Genomic DNA, 15,488 nt, shown 5'->3' with positions numbered 1-15,488 from the left:
GGTCACAGCTCCTGGTCGATGGTGACGGTGCGCTCTTCACGCGCGGATTGGATGCAGGCGTCGGCCACCGCGACCGTACGCATCCCTTCACGCATGGTGACGATGCGCGAGGCGTCGCCGCGCACGGCGTCGCGGAACCCCTCGTGCTGGACCTTCAACGGCTCGGGTTTCGGGATCGCGAACCGGATCCGGTTGCCCTCTGACACGCCACGGAAGGTCGCCATCTCCTCCCACTCGGTGTCGATCAGGCCGTTCTCGTGGAAGGTGAGCTCGGCATTGAGGGTGTCGGCGACGAACGCACCCTTGTCGCCGGTCACCACGGTCAGACGTTCCTTGAAGGGAGTCAGCCAGTTGACCAAGTGGCTCACCACGGTGCCGCCCACGGTCTTCGCGGTCACTGAGATCAGATCCTCGTGAGGACGACCGCTCTTGTGGGCTGTGTGGGCCGAGACGGTGCGGTACTTGTCCTGCAGCACCCACCCCGTCAGATCGATGTCGTGGGTGGCGAGGTCCTTGACCACGCCCACGTCGGCGATGCGGTTGGGGAAGGGACCTTGGCGACGGGTGGCGACCTGGTAGATCTCGCCGAGCTCGCCGGCGTCGAGACGCTGACGCAGCGCGACCAGCGCCGGGTTGCACCGCTCGATGTGGCCCACCGCATTGACCAGCCCGGCGGACTCGAAGGCGTCCACCAGCTGCTGGCACTCGGGTGTGTCGGTGGCCAGCGGCTTCTCGATCAGCGTGTGCACCCCGGCCGCGGCCAGTTCGAGACCGGTGTCGAGGTGGTAGATCGTCGGCGTCGCCACGACGGCCATGTCGATGCCGATGGCGATCATCTCGGCGACGCTGTCGACCACCTTCGCGTGCCCGGCCATGCCGTGCTTGTCACCGGCGGGGTCAGCGACCGCGACGAGGTCGAGGCCGTCGATGGAGCGCAGCACGCGGGCGTGGTTACGGCCCATCATGCCGATGCCGACGAGGCCCACTCGCAGATCAGTCATCACGCACCTGCCTTCGCCAAGGTGTTGACCGCTTCGACGATGCGCTCCAGGCCGGCTTGGTCGACCGACGGGTGCACCGGCAGCGACAGGCACTCACGTGCCGCCGCGGCGGTCTCGGGCAGCTCGACGTCGACCTGGAAGGGCGCGAGCTCGTGGTTGGGGATCGGGTAGAACATGCCCGAGCCGATGTTGTACTCCGACTTCAGCGCGGCGGCCAGGCCGTCGCGGTCCTCGGGCACCCGCACCGTGTACTGGTGGTAGACGTGCACGGCGCCCTCGCTGACCCGGGGAGCCTGGACGCCGGCGAGGTTCTCGGTGAGGAACGCCGCGTTGGACTGGCGCTTGGCAGTCCAGTCGCCGACCTTCGTCAGCTGCACCCGGCCGATGGCGGCGTGGATGTCGGTCATGCGGTTGTTGAAGCCGACGACCTCGTTCTCGTACTGCCGCTCCATGCCCTGGTTGCGGTAGAGACGCATGGTGCGCTCGATCTCGGCGTTGGCGACAGAGACCATGCCGCCCTCACCGGACGTCATGTTCTTCGTCGGGTAGAGCGAGAACATCGCGAAGTCACCAAACGCGCCGACCGGCGTGCCGTTGAGCGACGCGCCGTGCGCCTGCGCAGCATCCTCGAAGAGGCGCAGCCCGTGGCGGTCCGCGATCTCCTGCAGGGCCGGCATGTTGGCCGGGTGGCCGTAGAGGTGCACCGGCATGATGCCGACGGTCTTGTCGGTGATGGACGCCTCGACGCTGGCCGGGTCGAGGCAGAAAGTCACCGGGTCGATGTCGGCGAAGACCGGGGTGGCGCCGGTCAGGGCGACCGAGTTGGCGGTCGCGGCGAAGGTGAACGACGGGACGATGACTTCGCCACCGGCCTTCACGCCCGACGACAGCAGACCCAGGTGGAGGCCGGAGGTGCCGGAGTTGACCGCGACGCAGGCGCGACCGAGACCGAAGTGCTCGGCGAACTCCTGCTCGAAGGCCGCGACCTCGGGGCCCTGAGCGATCATGCCCGAGCGCATGACGCGGTCGACCGCCTCACGCTCCTCGTCGCCGATGATCGGCTTGGCGGGGGGAATGAACTCGCTCACGGCTGCTCGCCTTCCTTGACGGCCAGGCGACCGTCGGTCTCGATGAATTGCTCGCCCGTGTCGGGGCAGGTGAAGTGGCCGGGCTCGCCCTCGGTCAGGCGGTGACCGGTGCGGCCCACCCATCCGAGCTGGCGCGCCGGCACGCCGGCCACGAGCGCGTGGTCGGGCACGTCCTTGGTGACCACCGACCCGGCAGCGACGAGGGCCCACGCGCCGATCGTCACCGGGGCGACGCAGACTGAGCGAGCGCCGATGGCAGCGCCCTTGCCGATGTGGACACCGGTCGCCTCCCAGTCGGAGGCGGACTTGATGGAGCCGTCCGGGTTGATGGCGCGCGGGTAGGTGTCGTTGGTCAGCACCACGGCGGGGCCGACGAAGACGCCGTCGGCCAGGGTGGCCGGTTCGTACAGCAGGGCGTAGTTCTGCACCTTGCAGTTGTCCCCAAGGGTCACGCCGGAGCCGATGTACGCGCCTCGACCCACGACGCAGTTCTCCCCGAGGGAAGCGTCCTCCCGCACCTGCGCCAGGTGCCAGATCGAGGATCCGTCACCCACGGAGGCACGTTCGTGCACTTCAGCGCTGTCAACGATGCGGATGGAATTCACGACCCTGACCCCCGGTGGCCTCGCATCCAGGAGGCGCTTGAAACTATTGACTGCCCGATTGTGTCAGGTGACCGACCCCAGTCGTGCATGAGGTTGGATCTGCGGAACTTTCTCGCCGCCTCGCGCGCTCGTTCCAGTCGGCGGACCGGCTCAGTCGGTGCCTTTGACGTCGCGCGTGTAGACCTTCTCGGCCACGTCGTCCAGGTCAGGGGCGCGACGGTTGGTGACGATGACGTCGGCGCGGGTCTTGAACTCAGCCAGGTCGTTGACGACCTCGGAGTTGTAGAAGGTGGGCTCGTCCAGAGCAGGCTCGTGGACGATGACCTCGACGCCTTTGGCCTTGATGCGCTTCATGATGCCCTGCACCGAGGACTCCCTGAAGTTGTCGCTGCCGGACTTCATGATGAGGCGGTGGATGCCCACGACTCGGGGGCTACGCGCCAGGATGTCGTTGGCGACGAAGTCCTTGCGGGTCACATTGGCCTCGACGATCGCCCGGATGAGGGTCTGGGGCACGTCGGCATAATTCGCAAGCAGCTGCTTGGAGTCCTTGGGCAGGCAGTAGCCGCCGTAGCCAAAGCTCGGGTTGTTGTAGTGGTCGCCAATGCGGGGGTCGAGCCCGACACCCGTGATGATCTGCCGAGTGTCGAGGCCGTGGCTCAGCGCAAACGAGTCGAGTTCGTTAAAGTAGGCCACGCGCATCGCGAGGTAGGTGTTGGCGAAGAGCTTGATCGCCTCGGCCTCGGTGGGGTCGGTGAAGAGGACCGGCGCGTCCTTGGTCTCGGCGCCCTCGAGCAACAGGGCGGCAAACTTCGATGCTCGCTCCGACTCCTCGCCCACCACGATGCGCGAGGGATGCAGGTTGTCGTGCAACGCCCTGCCCTCGCGAAGGAACTCGGGCGAGAAGATCACGTTGTCGGTCCCGAGGCGCGTGCGCGCCTCCTCGACGAACCCGACCGGAATGGTCGACTTGATGACCATGGTGGCGCTGGGGTTGGCTGCGGCGACCGCTCTTATGACGGAGTCGACCGACGTCGTGTTGAAGTGGTTGGTCGACGGGTCGTAGTTGGTGGGCGTGGCGATGACCACGAACTCGGCGTCGCGGTAGGCGGATTCGGCCGAGTCGGTGAACGCGAGGTCCAGGCGGCGGTGCGCGAGGAAGTCGCTGATGTCGTCGTCGTGGATCGGAGAGATTCCTTGGCGCAGGAGGCTCAACTTCTCGGCGTCGATCTCCACGCCGGTCACCGTGTGGTGCTGGGCGAGCAGCACGGCGTTCGAGAGGCCCACGTAGCCCATGCCCACGACGGCGATGCGAGTCTTGGTCACCGGACGATCCTAGGGGTTCTGAGGGGCGGCGGTGAGCATTGTCCGGCCGGGCCCGTTCCACCCCTTAGGCTTGCCTTCATCGTCCGCGAGGGAAGTGGGGAAGCGTGCACGCATTGACTGCGGCCAACCAGGCCACGGTTCTGGTCACCGGGGGCACCGGATCGTTCGGGTCCACGATGGTGAAGCAGTTGCTCGAGTCCGACGTCCGGGAGATCCGGATCTTCAGCCGCGACGAGCTCAAGCAGGACGACATGCGTCGCGCGCTGGGTGACTCCCGGGTCCGGTTCTACATCGGCGACGTCCGCGACTACGACAGCATCGACCGCGCCACCCGCGGCGTCGACTTCGTCTTCCATGCAGCCGCCCTCAAGCAGGTGCCGAGTTGCGAGTTCTTCCCGCTCGAGGCCGTGAAGACCAACGTCCTGGGCTCCTCCAACGTGATCGAGGCCAGCAACGCCAACGGCGTGACCTCCCTCGTCTGCCTCGGCACCGACAAGGCCGCCTACCCCGTCAACGCGATGGGCATGTCCAAGGCGATGATGGAGAAGGTGGCACAGGCGTTCGCCCGCAACAACCCCACCGCCCGCACGACGGTCTCCACCGTGCGCTACGGCAACGTGATGGCGTCGCGCGGCTCGGTCATCCCGCTCTTCGTGGAGCAGCTGAAGGCGGGCCGGCCCCTCACGCTCACCGACCCGCACATGACGCGCTTCCTGATGTCGCTGGAGGAGGCGGTGCTGCTGGTCGACCACGCCTTCGAGCACGCCGAGCCCGGCGACCTCTTCATCCGCAAGGCGCCGGCTTCCACCGTCGAGGTGCTGGCGAAGGCGGTCGGCAAGGCGATGGGCATCGAGCCCGAGCTCAAGGTGATCGGCACGCGTCATGGCGAGAAGCTGTACGAGACGCTCGCCACCCGCGAGGAGCTCGCGCGCTCCGAGGACCAGGGTGACTACTTCCGCGTCTCGGTGGACGCCCGCGACCTGAACTACGGGCAGTACTTCGACGAGGGCGACCGGGAGGAGTCGACCATCGACGACTACCACTCCCACAACACCGAGCGTCTGGACGTGGACGGCACTGTGGATCTGCTGATGGCGTTGCCCGCGTTCCGTGCGCTGATCGGCGCTGACCGGTGACCGAGTCCCCTCTGCCTTTTGCGCTGCCCGATCTCGGCGAGGCGGAGATTGAGGCCGTGACCGACGCCATCCGTTCCGGTTGGGTGTCGTCCGGCCCCCAGGTGAAGGCGTTCGAGGACGAGTTCGCGGCCCTGTGTGGCGATGGGGTCACTGCAGTCACGGTCAACTCGGCCACCGCCGGCCTGCACCTGGCTCTCGAGGCGATCGGGATTGGTCCGGGCGACGAGGTCCTCGTCCCGACCTGGACCTTCACTGCGACGGCGGAGGTCGTGCGTTATCTGGGTGCGGAGCCGGTGCTCGTGGACGTCGATCCCCGCACCTTCAACATCGACCTCGGAGCGGCCGCCGCAGCGGTCACGCCTCGCACCCGGGCGATCATGCCCGTGCACTTCGCGGGCCTGCCGGTCTCACCGTCGGCCCTCCGGGACTTCGCCGTCACGCACGGCGTCAGGGTCGTGGAAGACGCGGCCCACGCCCTGCCCGCCGCCGCTGAGGGCGAAATGGTCGGTAGCGGCGCGTCTGATGCCACGGTCTTCAGCTTCTACGCCACGAAGACCATCACGACGGGTGAGGGCGGCATGGTGGTGAGCCGCAACGCCGAGGTCACCGACCGGATCAAGGTCATGAGGCTCCACGGCATCAGCCGGGACGCCTTCGACCGTTACCGGTCGTCGGTGCCGTCCTGGCAGTACGAGGTCATCGCGCCGGGATACAAGTACAACCTCACCGACCCCGCGGCCGCCATGGGACGCGTCCAGTTGGCCCGTGCGAGGGAGATGCGTGACCGTCGTGCAGCGATTGCTGCTCGTTACGATGAGGCGTTTGCGGACACCGATCTCCAGCTTCCCGACCACGGCCCCGAGGGCACGCTCCATGCGTGGCACCTCTACGTGGTGCGGGTCCCTCAGGGCGACGATCGCGACGGGTTCATCCGCGCCATGTCAGAGCGCGGTATCGGGACGAGCGTGCACTTCATCCCGCTCCACAAGCATCCCTACTGGCGAGACCGCGGAGCGCTCACCGACGACCAGTTTCCGCAGGCGTCCGCGGAGTTCGAGCGGGTGGTGTCGCTGCCCGTCTTCTCCAGCATGACCGATGCGCAGGTCGAGCGGGTGGTCGAGGCAGTGACTGCGCTGCGGAGCGCCTGATGAAACGCCTGCTGGACGTCGTCGCTGCGGCGGGCGGCCTCTTGCTGACGAGCCCCCTGTTGCTGGTCGCTGCCATCGCGGTGAGGGCGGAGGCGGGTGCGCCGGTGCTCTTCACACAGGAGCGCGTTGGCCGGCACGGCCGCCCCTTCCGCATCCTCAAGTTCCGCACGATGCGCAACGACGTCGGCGGAGCCCAGGTGACGACCGGACACGACCCACGCATCACCCGCTCGGGTCGCTGGCTGCGGTCGACGAAGATCGACGAGTTACCGCAGTTGGTCAACGTGCTCCGAGGCGAGATGAGCCTCGTGGGACCGCGTCCCGAGGTGGCCAAGTACGTCGCCGAGTGGCCCGCCGCGGCGCGGGCGGAGATCCTCTCCGTGCGCCCGGGGATCACCGATCCCGCCTCGATCGCGTTCCGTCGGGAGGCCGAGGAGTTGGCCGAGGTCGTTGACCCCGAGCGTCATTATGTGGAAGTGATCCTGCCGCGCAAGGTCGCGATGTACCGCGACTACGTGCGCACACGCTCGTTCGTCGGCGACCTGAAGATCATTTTCCGCACGCTGCGGACGGTGGCGGAGGACTGACTTGAAGATCGGACTGCTCACGCAGTGGTATGCGCCCGAGCCCGGGCCTGCTTCGCTCCCCACGGGGCTCGCCGAGGGTCTCGCCGCGCGTGGCCACGAGGTCACGGTGCTCACTGGCTTCCCCAACTACCCTCACGGTCGGATTGCGGAGGGCTGGAAGCAGCAACGACGACTCGACTCGCAGGTCAACGGTGTTCACGTGCGGCGGGTGGCGCTCTACCCCAACCACGACCAGTCGGCGCTCCGGCGCGTGGCCAACTACGCGAGCTTCGCCGCTTCGGCCCGGATGTCAGGACTCGATGCCATGGCCGACGTCGACGCGCTCTGGGTCAACTATTCACCGGTGACGGTTGCCTGGCCGATGCTGGCCTTGCATCGACGGGGCATCCCCAGCGTCGTGCATGTCCTCGACCTGTGGCCCGACACCGTGCTCGCCAGCGGTCTCGGTGGAGGCGTCGGTCGGATCGCCGAGCGACCGCTCACCGCGTTGTGTGACCGCATGTACGACGCCGGGTCCGTGGTTGCCTACATCTCGCCCGGTGTCGGCGACGTCCTGGCTTCCCGCGGCGTTCCCCGGGACAAGCTGGCCTACGCACCCATGTGGGCGGACGAGCAGGTGCACCAGCCACAGCCGAGGGCAACCGCGCGTGGGTGGGATGTCGCGGACGACACGCTGACCGTTGCCTACGCCGGCACCCTGGGCGGCGCCCAGGACCTGGAGACCTTGATCGACGCCTGCGCTCGGGTGACCGACCTGGACTTGATGTGCTTGGTGGCCGGTTCGGGGACCCACGAGGACGAGCTGCGGGAGCGTGCACGGCGGGTGGGCGCGAGCAACGTCCGCTTCGTGGGCCGCCTCGACGCCGATGGCATGGCTCGGCTCAACGCGACGGCGGACGTGCACTACGTGGGGCTCAACGACCATCCGCTGGCGGCGACGACGATGCCGAGCAAGGTCCAGGCGGTGCTGGCCAGCGGTCGGCCGATCGTCGGAGCCCTCGTCGGCGACGCCGCCGACGTCGTACGTCAGTCGGGAGGTGCGGCCGTCGCTCCGGGCGACGTCGACGGTCTGGCGCGGCATCTGCGCGAGTTGAGTGGGCAGGGCCGTGAGGAGGCGGCGCGTCGGGGTGTCCTCGCGCGCGATTTCTATGAGCGTGAATTCAGTTTCGACACCGGAGCCTCCCGGGTGGAGGACCTGTTGGTGAAGGCTGCCGGAGGTGGTCGTCGTGGCTGACCCGGTGGTGCGTGAGCTGCGTGAGAGTGACGTGCGAGAGTGCGCTGACCTCCATGTGCGCTCGTTCCCCGGCTTCTTCCTGAGCCAGCTGGGCCCGCGGTTCCTGCAGGAGTTCTACCGCGGTTTCCTGGGAGACCCCAGCGCCATCACGGCGGTGGCGCGGACGCCCGACGGTGCCCTCTTGGGTGCGGTGGTCGGAAGCACGCAGCCGGCTGGCTTCTTCTCCCGGCTGCTGCGCCGCCGGCTCCTCGGTTTCATGGTCGCCTCGGTGGTGGCCGTGCTGCGTCGCCCGACGGCCGCGCCGCGGCTGCTCAAGGCTGTGCTCTACCGAGGCCAGGTGCCGATCGAGGTGGAGGGTGCCCTGCTGAGCTCGATCTGTGTCGAGCCCGCGTCCCAGGCGACCGGCACGGGCTCTCGTCTCATCAGTCGTTTCAGGGAGGCCGCACACGCGGCCGGCATGGGGGCTTACCTCGTCACGGATCGTGACGACAACGAGGCTGCCAACGCCTTCTACTGCCGCAACGGCTGGCAGCTCGCCGGTCAGTACGAGACCCCGGAAGGCCGCCGGATGAACTGCTACGTGCTGCCCGGCCCAGGAGAGGACGCATGACCATGACCCGCATCGCGATCACCGGAGGCTTCGGCTTCCTCGGCTGGCACACCGCCTGCCGCCTGCGCGCCCTGGACAAGGTCGAACCGGTGCGGCTGGGCCGTGACGACTTCGCGGACCCGGACCTGCTCGTGCAGAGGCTTGCCGACGTGGATGCCGTCATCCACATCGCCGGCATCAACCGTGCTGATTCCGACGAGGCCGTCGAGCAGGGCAATGTCGATCTCGCGCGCACGCTCGCGGACGCGTTGACGGAGATCGGCAAGCCGATCGACGTGGTCTTCGCCAACTCCATCCAGGCCGACGTCGACAACGCGTACGGTCGCGGCAAGAAGGTCGCCGGCGAGCTGCTCGGCGCCGCTGTGCGTGACCTCGGTGGTCGCTTCGCCGACCTGCTGCTGCCGAACCTCTTCGGTGAGCACGGCCGCCCCGGCTACAACTCCTTCGTGGCGACCTTCGCCCACGAGGTGGCTGCGGGGCGTACGCCCAGCGTCACCGGCGACCGTGAGATCGAGCTGCTGCACGCCCAGGACGCCGCTGCGGCGCTGATCGACGCCCTGGGCACCGACATCCGCGAGACCGTGCACGGTGAGCCGATCGGCATCGGTCGGGTCCTGGAGCTCTTCCAGGAGTTCCACGCCCTCTACCGGGAGAAGGGCGAGGTGCCCGACATCTCGACCCCGATGCGCCGCAACCTGTTCAACACCTACCGGGCGGCCACCTTCCCCGAGATGTGGCCGGTCTCGCCGCAGGTGCATGCCGACAACCGCGGCGACCTCTTCGAGACGGTCCGTGCCCACGGCGGCACCGGCATGGCGTTCATGTCCACGACCCTGCCGGGCCAGAAGCGCGGCGAGCACTACCACCTGCACAAGGTGGAGCGCTTCTTCGTCGTGAAGGGCGAGGCAGAGATCGAGCTTCGTCGTCTGCTGCACGACGAGGTGGTGACCTTCCGCCTGAGCGGCGACAAGCCGTCATTTGTGGACATGCCCACCCTGTGGGTGCACAACATCCGTAACGTTGGCGACAGCGAGCTCGTCACCATGTTCTGGGCCGATCAACTCCTCGACATGGACAACCCGGATCAATACCCCGAGACCATTGCCCAGGAGGCATCCGCGTGAAGGTCATGACCGTCGTCGGCACCCGCCCGGAGATCATCCGGCTCGCCGCCGTCATCAAGCGACTCGACGCCACCGCGGGCATCGACCACGTCCTGGTGCACACGGGTCAGAACTACGACTACTCGCTCAACCAGGTCTTCTTCGACGACCTCGGTCTGCGGGCCCCCGACCACTACATGGGCGTGGACACCTCCAGCCTGGGCGCCGTGTTGGGGGGAGTGCTCGTGGGCACCGAGAAGGTGCTGCTCGAGGAGAAGCCCGACGCGATGCTGGTGCTGGGCGACACCAACTCGTGTGTGGCCACGGTGATGGGTAAGCGCATGCGGATCCCGACCTACCACATGGAGGCCGGGAACCGCTGCTTCGACGAAAACGTGCCGGAGGAGACCAACCGCCGCCTCGTCGACCACGTGGCCGACTTCAATCTCGCCTACACCGAGCACGCCCGCCGGAACCTGCTGGCCGAGGGCCTTCACCCCCGCCGGATATTGGTGACCGGTTCGCCGATGCGTGAGGTGCTGGAGGAGTTCCGCGACCAGATCGATGCCTCCGACGTCCTCGACCGACTGGGGCTCACCGCGGGGGACTACTTTTTGGTCAGCGCCCACCGCGAGGAGAACGTCGACCTGCCCGAGCGCCTGCAGCAGCTGCTTGAGTGCCTCGTCGCCGTCCGCGAGGCTCACGGCAAGCGCGTCGTCGTCTCCACCCATCCCCGCACTCGCAAACGCCTCGAGGCGCTCAACAGCGGGCTCGACCTCACGGGCATCGACTTCCTGGAACCGTTCGGCTTCCACGACTACAACAAGCTCCAGCTCGAGGCGGCCTGCGTGCTCTCCGACTCCGGCACCATCTCGGAGGAGTCGTCGATCCTGGGCTTTCCCGCGATCACTCTGCGTGACTCCATCGAGCGTCCTGAGGCGCTGGACTCCGGCTCGATCATCATGACCGGCCTGGACGTCGACGACGTCGTGCGCGGCGTCGGTATTGCGATGGCTGATGGTCCAGTCGCCTCGTCGCATCCGGCGGGCTACGAGATCAACGACACGAGCAACCGGGTCGTTCGATTCATCTCGTCGACGGCCGGGCGCCATCGTCAGTGGGCGGGCATTCGGGTCAGTGATCGACCTCGATGACTCCGAATAAGCAGGGGGTAGTGGTACTAGTTGGCGGATATCCCCCTGCCTACCTTGGGGGCGGCCCCATCCGAACGATCGAAGCGATGGTCGAGACTCGTGCGAGTGACGATCAGATCCACGTGATTACGTCCGCTTACGACCACGGGTGTCGCGAACCGCTGGACGTGCCCATAAACACGTGGACGGGGGTCGGCCGGGCAAAGGTCTTCTACGCCGATACACGGTCGTGGCACGGCAGGCTCAGCATCGTGAAGTGTCTGCGGGCGTCAGGAGCAAGGGTGCTCTACTTGAACTCCCTCTTCTCCTACTGGTTCTCCATACTTCCGCTCCTGTTGGTGCGGCTGGGGCTGGTGCATTTCGACTCCGTAGTGGTTGCTCCTCGGGGAGAGTTGGATCCAGGGGCTCTAAGACTGAAGAGTCCGAAGAAGCGTGCGTTCCTGGCAGTGGCCAAGGCGCTCAAGCTCTACGACGACGTGACGTGGCATCTGTCGGCGGAGCTCGAGGCCGCGAACCTACGGGCCATCTTTCCGACCGCGAGGGTGCTCGTGAAAGAGAACGAAACACTCGTCCGTGGCCGGTCGGAAGCTGACGGGGAAATCCGGTGCATGCCGGTGCGTTTTGCCTACCTGGGCCGCGTGTCTCGCAAGAAGCGGGTACATCTGCTTATTCAGGCAGCGGCGCAACTCCCGCGCGGCTCGTACGAACTGTTGGTGTTCGGTGGAGGGGACAGGGACTACATCCAGGAGTGCAAGGACCTGTCTCGCAAGTTGGGAGTGCCCGTGAACTTTTCGGGCCCTGTTCTCCACGACCACGTGGCGGACCTTTTCGACGCCGCGGATTTCGCCTGTTTTCCGACCGCCGGGGAGAACTTCGGGCACGTCATCGCGGAGGCGATGGCACGTGGCTGCCCGGTTGTGGTCGGCGACGTGACTCCTTGGACGAAGCACGTTCGGGCCGGCGGGGGCGTGATTGTCGGGGCCGACGGGGATCCCGCTGCCTGGGCGAAGGTCATGATGGACCTTCTCGTCGAGGACGCTGCAGCACGTGTCGAGCGCCGTCGTGACGCCCTTGCCTCCTTCGAGGCTTGGGAGACGCGCCGCCCGGCCGGGAGCTTCATCGATCAGTTGCTGACTTTGCCCAGAGGCTCGTCTAGCGACGTTTGAAGGGAACACAATTGTGAGGATTGCTCTGCTCACCCAAGGGTTTCAGACGGCGGGAGGGGTGCAGGCGGTTGCGCGGTGGTTGCGCGACGGTTTGGCGACCCGTGGGCATGTGGTTCAAGTTTTCGACGTGGCCTCCGCAAGCTCTTCGTCGTTAAGCCGCCGTCTTGTCTCGCCGAGGACCTGGATCACAGGACCGGTCTTGGAGTCGGGCACTGAGGATAACTTGACGATGGCTGGAGCGGCCTTGGCCGAGTTGGAGCCTTTGCGCTACTTGCCTGTGAAGCAGCTCACCGCGAGGCTGTCCGAGTATGACCTTGTCCAAGTCGTGTGCGGGGGCCCTGCTCTGGCGCGCGTCGCGTCGCGGTCCGGGCGGCCGACGGTCATCCAGGTGGCAACGTTCATGAAGTGGGAGCGTGAATCAATTCACAAGGCGCTGCCCATCGGCCAGCGCTCAGTGAAGACCGCCCTCACGCACTGGGTGACGAGGCTTGAGGTCAGGGCCCTTCGCGAGAGCTCAGCCGTGATGGTCGAGAACGAGCAGATGCTGCAAGGCGTTCGAGAGGCCGCTCCCGGAACCCCAGTGGTGGTGGCGCCGCCGGGGGTTGACACCACGAGATTCAGCCCTTCAGGGGAGTGGAGCCCCACCGGGCCGATCGTGGCATTGGGCAGGCTCGGTGAACATCGCAAGGGGTGGGACCGTGTGTTAAAGGCCTACGCCCACCTCCTGAGCGAGTGGCCAGAGGGTCCCCCCCTTGTTGTCGCGGGCCGGGGAGACCTGACGCCCGCAAACCGTGATCTGATCTCATTTTTGGGGTTGGAAGGGCGCGTCGATGTCAGACACGACCTGCCGCACGATGACTTGGTTGGGCTCCTCAGGGGCGGGAGCATGTTCTGGCAGACTTCGCACGAGGAGGGCCTGGGAATCGCTGCCCTTGAAGCCATGGCATGCGGACTCCCGGTGATTGCCACTGACACGGCCGGAACACGGATGACCATTCGTCACGGACAAACGGGCTACCTCGTATCTCAGGACGACGCAAAGCTGCCGGGCGAGTTTCTGGTCCACTCCCGCGAGATCTTGCAGCAGACCGGCCCGACGATTGCCCGACTGGCACGGGAGGACGTCGTCGCTCGGTTCGACGCTGAGAAGACCCTAGACTCCTTCGAAGAGATCTACCGCTCTGTCGTGTCTTCGGGATCCGAGCTCTGAGCGTGTCTTCGGGATCCGGGCTCTGAGCTCAGGCTCTGGACCCACGTCCGCCCAGCAGTCTGCGCGCGATCTTGCGAGTCGCAAGGCTCGCAAAGTTGAGCGTCGCCAGCAAGGCGGCCTTGGGTTGCCTGATCATGGGTCCTATCGGGACGCTGCGCTCGCCGTGGATCCATCGTGCGATGACCTGCTCGGTGGTGGGGACATCCGTGTCCAGGAGCACTGCTTGACGCGCCTCGCGAACTATCTCGAGACCGCGCCACTCCAGACCAAAGAGAGCTGACGTCTTCGGCGCGTAGGTAATGGGGTAGATCGTCGCACCGAAGAAGCTCCAGATGGCGCTGGAGTGGAGCTTCATGCTGACCACCACGCCACAGCCGGCCATGGCCACGAGGAAGTCCTGGATCCTGGCCGGCTCGTAAACCACAAGCTCGCCCGGCGTGCGGAGGAGACCGAGAACCTCCTTGGTGAACGCGGCGTCGGGCCCCGCAGGCGTCGTCTCGAGGACGAAGGCTTCCACCTCTTCGCAACCGTGACGTCGCGCAACCTCGTCGACCCAGTCCGCCACCTCGCCCGCGTCGAGCCCTGGCCAGGCACGCAGCGCTATTCCGAGTGCATTTCTGGTGCCCTCACCTGGGGATTCCGGGAGCAACCTGCTGACCAGGCTGGGTGTCACGCAGTCTTCTGCGCGCTCCACCGGCCACCCCAGGCGCCGGGGAAACTCTGCGGAGCGGTCGTCGCGGACGTGGAGCTGGTCGAAGGGATTGCGGATCCCGCCCAGGAAGCGAATGGAGCGTGCACTCAAGGGGCCGAATCCCAGGCCGATGCCAAGGACGGGCTTGCCTTCAGGGATGAGGCTGAGCCACTGGTACGGGCGCATGGGGTCATGGACGTCCTGGAAGAGTCCACCGCCACCGAAGATGATCACGTCGCTGGACCCCAGCAGGGCCTTGCGTTCGCGCAGTCCCGCTCGGTTCCGGACAGTTCGTGCCCTCGGGACACCACTCCAGCCCAGGTCGGCGGCGATGCGTGACCAAGGAAGGTGGATCCCGTGTGAAGTGAACTGCACGTGCTTGACGAGTCCGGTAGTGAGGAGTGAGTCGGTGACGGAGATCAGAATCAGATCATCTCCGAGGTTTCCGGCCTCCCCGAGGCACACCACCCCTGCGGTGAGGTCCTGGTTGCGCATGTTCAGGTCTTCCTTCTCGCCAACTTCACGTAACTGGTCCACCAGACGAACACTCCGACGAGTGTCACACATGGAAGAGCCCACGCGGCTCCCGTCAACCCGTAGGTGAGGCCCGCCCAGCACACAGCTCCCACGCGGAGCGACCCTAGTGCTGCTCGGGTCAGGAGGGTGCGCAGGCCCGCTCTGTGGGCTCGGTGGGCGGCGAATGCGATGGAAGTGAAGACGCCGAGGATGGCCTCGAACGCCAGGGGGAGTACGACGGTGGACGCGGTCTGCCATGTCTCGCCGAACAACTGCTCACCCCAGGCGAATGGCAAGAACTGAACGATGACGGCGGCAGGGAGTAGCGCGGCGGCGATGGCCATGCTGGCAAGGAAAGAAAGTTTCGGAGACTGTGCGACGTTGTGGGCAATCCGGCGAATAAAGATTGGCTTGATGGCGTTGCTGGCCAGGTTGATGGGGCTGAGGAGCGTGGCGCCTGCGCGGAGAGGACCGACTAGGGCAGCGCCCCCCAGCGCGCCTAGAGCACTGGTCGCGAATGGCACGGATCCTGAACCAACGAGATAGTCCAACGCATTCACTGCGCGAGGTTTGATCTTCGTCTCCGTGCGGTCGGATTCTCGCAGGACGACGATGAGACTGAGCAACACGACTGCGGTGAGGGCGGACAGATAGGCGAGGAAGAAGGTGATCCCAGGCCAATTCGCGGCGCCCCCCGCAAGGCAGAACAGAATGAAGACGGACGCCCATCCGGCCTCGAGTAGAAGAAGGGAATAGGCGCGGCCCTGAGCTGGCCAAACTGTTCGCACGTACTCGTACGCGCTCATGGAGACCATCCCCCCAGCGGCTAGAACCATGTAGGGGTATCCCTGCCAGAGCCCGACGCCCGCGGCGATACAGGCGGGCGCGAGAGAGAGCTTCACTGAAGCGGCTA

At 66.5% G+C, this 15,488-nt stretch carries 15 protein-coding genes; 9 read left to right on the top strand and 6 right to left on the bottom strand.

All coding sequences use genetic code 11. The features are described 5' to 3' along the window. Positions 1–2 precede the first annotated feature (2 nt). From IEQ44_RS09180 to IEQ44_RS09165, 4 genes are all read right to left on the bottom strand, one after another. The gene (locus IEQ44_RS09180; protein ID WP_193638151.1) at positions 3–1,001 is read right to left on the bottom strand and encodes a Gfo/Idh/MocA family protein; all 999 of its coding nucleotides are present in this window, start codon (positions 999–1,001) and stop codon (positions 3–5) included. Continuing rightward, on the bottom strand, positions 1,001–2,089 hold the full coding sequence (locus IEQ44_RS09175) for a DegT/DnrJ/EryC1/StrS family aminotransferase (protein ID WP_193638150.1): 1,089 nt from the start codon (positions 2,087–2,089) through the stop codon (positions 1,001–1,003). The genes IEQ44_RS09180 and IEQ44_RS09175 overlap by 1 nt, the downstream gene beginning before the upstream one ends. Continuing rightward, positions 2,086–2,694 (bottom strand): acyltransferase, encoded by a 609-nt coding sequence (locus tag IEQ44_RS09170; protein ID WP_319804589.1) that lies wholly within the window; start codon positions 2,692–2,694, stop codon positions 2,086–2,088. Before IEQ44_RS09170 ends, IEQ44_RS09175 begins: the two co-directional genes overlap by 4 nt. A gap of 150 nt (positions 2,695–2,844) precedes the next feature. After that, positions 2,845–4,020: a nucleotide sugar dehydrogenase gene (locus IEQ44_RS09165; protein WP_319804588.1), complete on the bottom strand. Its 1,176-nt coding sequence runs from the start codon at positions 4,018–4,020 to the stop codon at positions 2,845–2,847. Between the two features lie 104 nt (positions 4,021–4,124). Here IEQ44_RS09165 and IEQ44_RS09160 point away from each other — a divergent pair, with 104 nt between their 5' ends. The 9 genes from IEQ44_RS09160 to IEQ44_RS09120 all read left to right on the top strand — a co-directional run bounded on the left by IEQ44_RS09160 (position 4,125) and on the right by IEQ44_RS09120 (position 13,368). Then, a complete protein-coding gene (locus IEQ44_RS09160; protein WP_319804587.1) occupies positions 4,125–5,156 on the top strand; it encodes a polysaccharide biosynthesis protein in 1,032 nt (343 codons plus the stop codon). Continuing rightward, positions 5,153–6,304, top strand: coding sequence for a DegT/DnrJ/EryC1/StrS family aminotransferase (locus IEQ44_RS09155; protein ID WP_193638149.1), 1,152 nt, complete (start codon positions 5,153–5,155; stop codon positions 6,302–6,304). The genes IEQ44_RS09160 and IEQ44_RS09155 overlap by 4 nt, the downstream gene beginning before the upstream one ends. After that, entirely contained in the window at positions 6,304–6,891 is a 588-nt protein-coding gene (locus IEQ44_RS09150) for a sugar transferase (protein ID WP_227487183.1), read from the top strand. The genes IEQ44_RS09155 and IEQ44_RS09150 overlap by 1 nt, the downstream gene beginning before the upstream one ends. A 1-nt stretch (position 6,892) precedes the next feature. Then, complete coding sequence (locus IEQ44_RS09145; protein ID WP_193638148.1) at positions 6,893–8,125, top strand: glycosyltransferase family 4 protein; 1,233 nt, start codon at positions 6,893–6,895, stop codon at positions 8,123–8,125. After that, positions 8,118–8,735, top strand: coding sequence for a GNAT family N-acetyltransferase (locus tag IEQ44_RS09140; RefSeq protein WP_193638147.1), 618 nt, complete (start codon positions 8,118–8,120; stop codon positions 8,733–8,735). The genes IEQ44_RS09145 and IEQ44_RS09140 overlap by 8 nt, the downstream gene beginning before the upstream one ends. Then, on the top strand, positions 8,732–9,859 hold the full coding sequence (locus tag IEQ44_RS09135) for a polysaccharide biosynthesis C-terminal domain-containing protein (RefSeq protein WP_227487182.1): 1,128 nt from the start codon (positions 8,732–8,734) through the stop codon (positions 9,857–9,859). Before IEQ44_RS09140 ends, IEQ44_RS09135 begins: the two co-directional genes overlap by 4 nt. Before the next feature lie 5 nt (positions 9,860–9,864). Further along, positions 9,865–10,992, top strand: a complete 1,128-nt coding sequence (gene wecB / locus IEQ44_RS09130) for a non-hydrolyzing UDP-N-acetylglucosamine 2-epimerase (RefSeq protein WP_193638211.1) — start codon at positions 9,865–9,867, stop codon at positions 10,990–10,992. An 86-nt stretch (positions 10,993–11,078) separates the two neighbouring features. Beyond that, complete coding sequence (locus IEQ44_RS09125) at positions 11,079–12,158, top strand: glycosyltransferase (RefSeq protein ID WP_193638146.1); 1,080 nt, start codon at positions 11,079–11,081, stop codon at positions 12,156–12,158. A 13-nt stretch (positions 12,159–12,171) separates the two neighbouring features. Beyond that, positions 12,172–13,368, top strand: a complete 1,197-nt coding sequence (locus tag IEQ44_RS09120; protein ID WP_193638145.1) for a glycosyltransferase — start codon at positions 12,172–12,174, stop codon at positions 13,366–13,368. A 28-nt stretch (positions 13,369–13,396) separates the two neighbouring features. On the opposite strand, the gene IEQ44_RS09115 is transcribed toward IEQ44_RS09120, so the two are convergent. Further along, complete coding sequence (locus IEQ44_RS09115) at positions 13,397–14,596, bottom strand: polysaccharide pyruvyl transferase family protein (RefSeq protein ID WP_193638144.1); 1,200 nt, start codon at positions 14,594–14,596, stop codon at positions 13,397–13,399. Continuing rightward, complete coding sequence (locus tag IEQ44_RS09110; RefSeq protein ID WP_193638143.1) at positions 14,557–15,381, bottom strand: MATE family efflux transporter; 825 nt, start codon at positions 15,379–15,381, stop codon at positions 14,557–14,559. Before IEQ44_RS09110 ends, IEQ44_RS09115 begins: the two co-directional genes overlap by 40 nt. Positions 15,382–15,488 lie beyond the last annotated feature (107 nt).

The sequence above is a fragment of the Nocardioides malaquae genome (assembly GCF_015070385.1).
In the GTDB taxonomy this organism is placed as follows: Bacteria; Actinomycetota; Actinomycetes; order Propionibacteriales; family Nocardioidaceae; genus Nocardioides; species Nocardioides malaquae.
Note: the sequence above shows the minus strand (reverse complement) of the source record. Positions and strands in the feature narration are given on the sequence as shown.

Excerpts from the sequence above, each read along its gene's own strand:
- IEQ44_RS09180 (WP_193638151.1), bottom strand. The coding sequence starts at position 1,001 with ATGACTGATCTGCGAGTGGGCCTCGTCGGCATCGGCATGATGGGCCGT.
- IEQ44_RS09125 (WP_193638146.1), top strand. The coding sequence starts at position 11,079 with ATGGTCGAGACTCGTGCGAGTGACGATCAGATCCACGTGATTACGTCC.
- IEQ44_RS09110 (WP_193638143.1), bottom strand. The coding sequence starts at position 15,381 with ATGAGCGCGTACGAGTACGTGCGAACAGTTTGGCCAGCTCAGGGCCGC.
- IEQ44_RS09135 (WP_227487182.1), top strand. The coding sequence starts at position 8,732 with ATGACCATGACCCGCATCGCGATCACCGGAGGCTTCGGCTTCCTCGGC.
- wecB (WP_193638211.1), top strand. The coding sequence starts at position 9,865 with ATGACCGTCGTCGGCACCCGCCCGGAGATCATCCGGCTCGCCGCCGTC.
- IEQ44_RS09150 (WP_227487183.1), top strand. The coding sequence starts at position 6,304 with ATGAAACGCCTGCTGGACGTCGTCGCTGCGGCGGGCGGCCTCTTGCTG.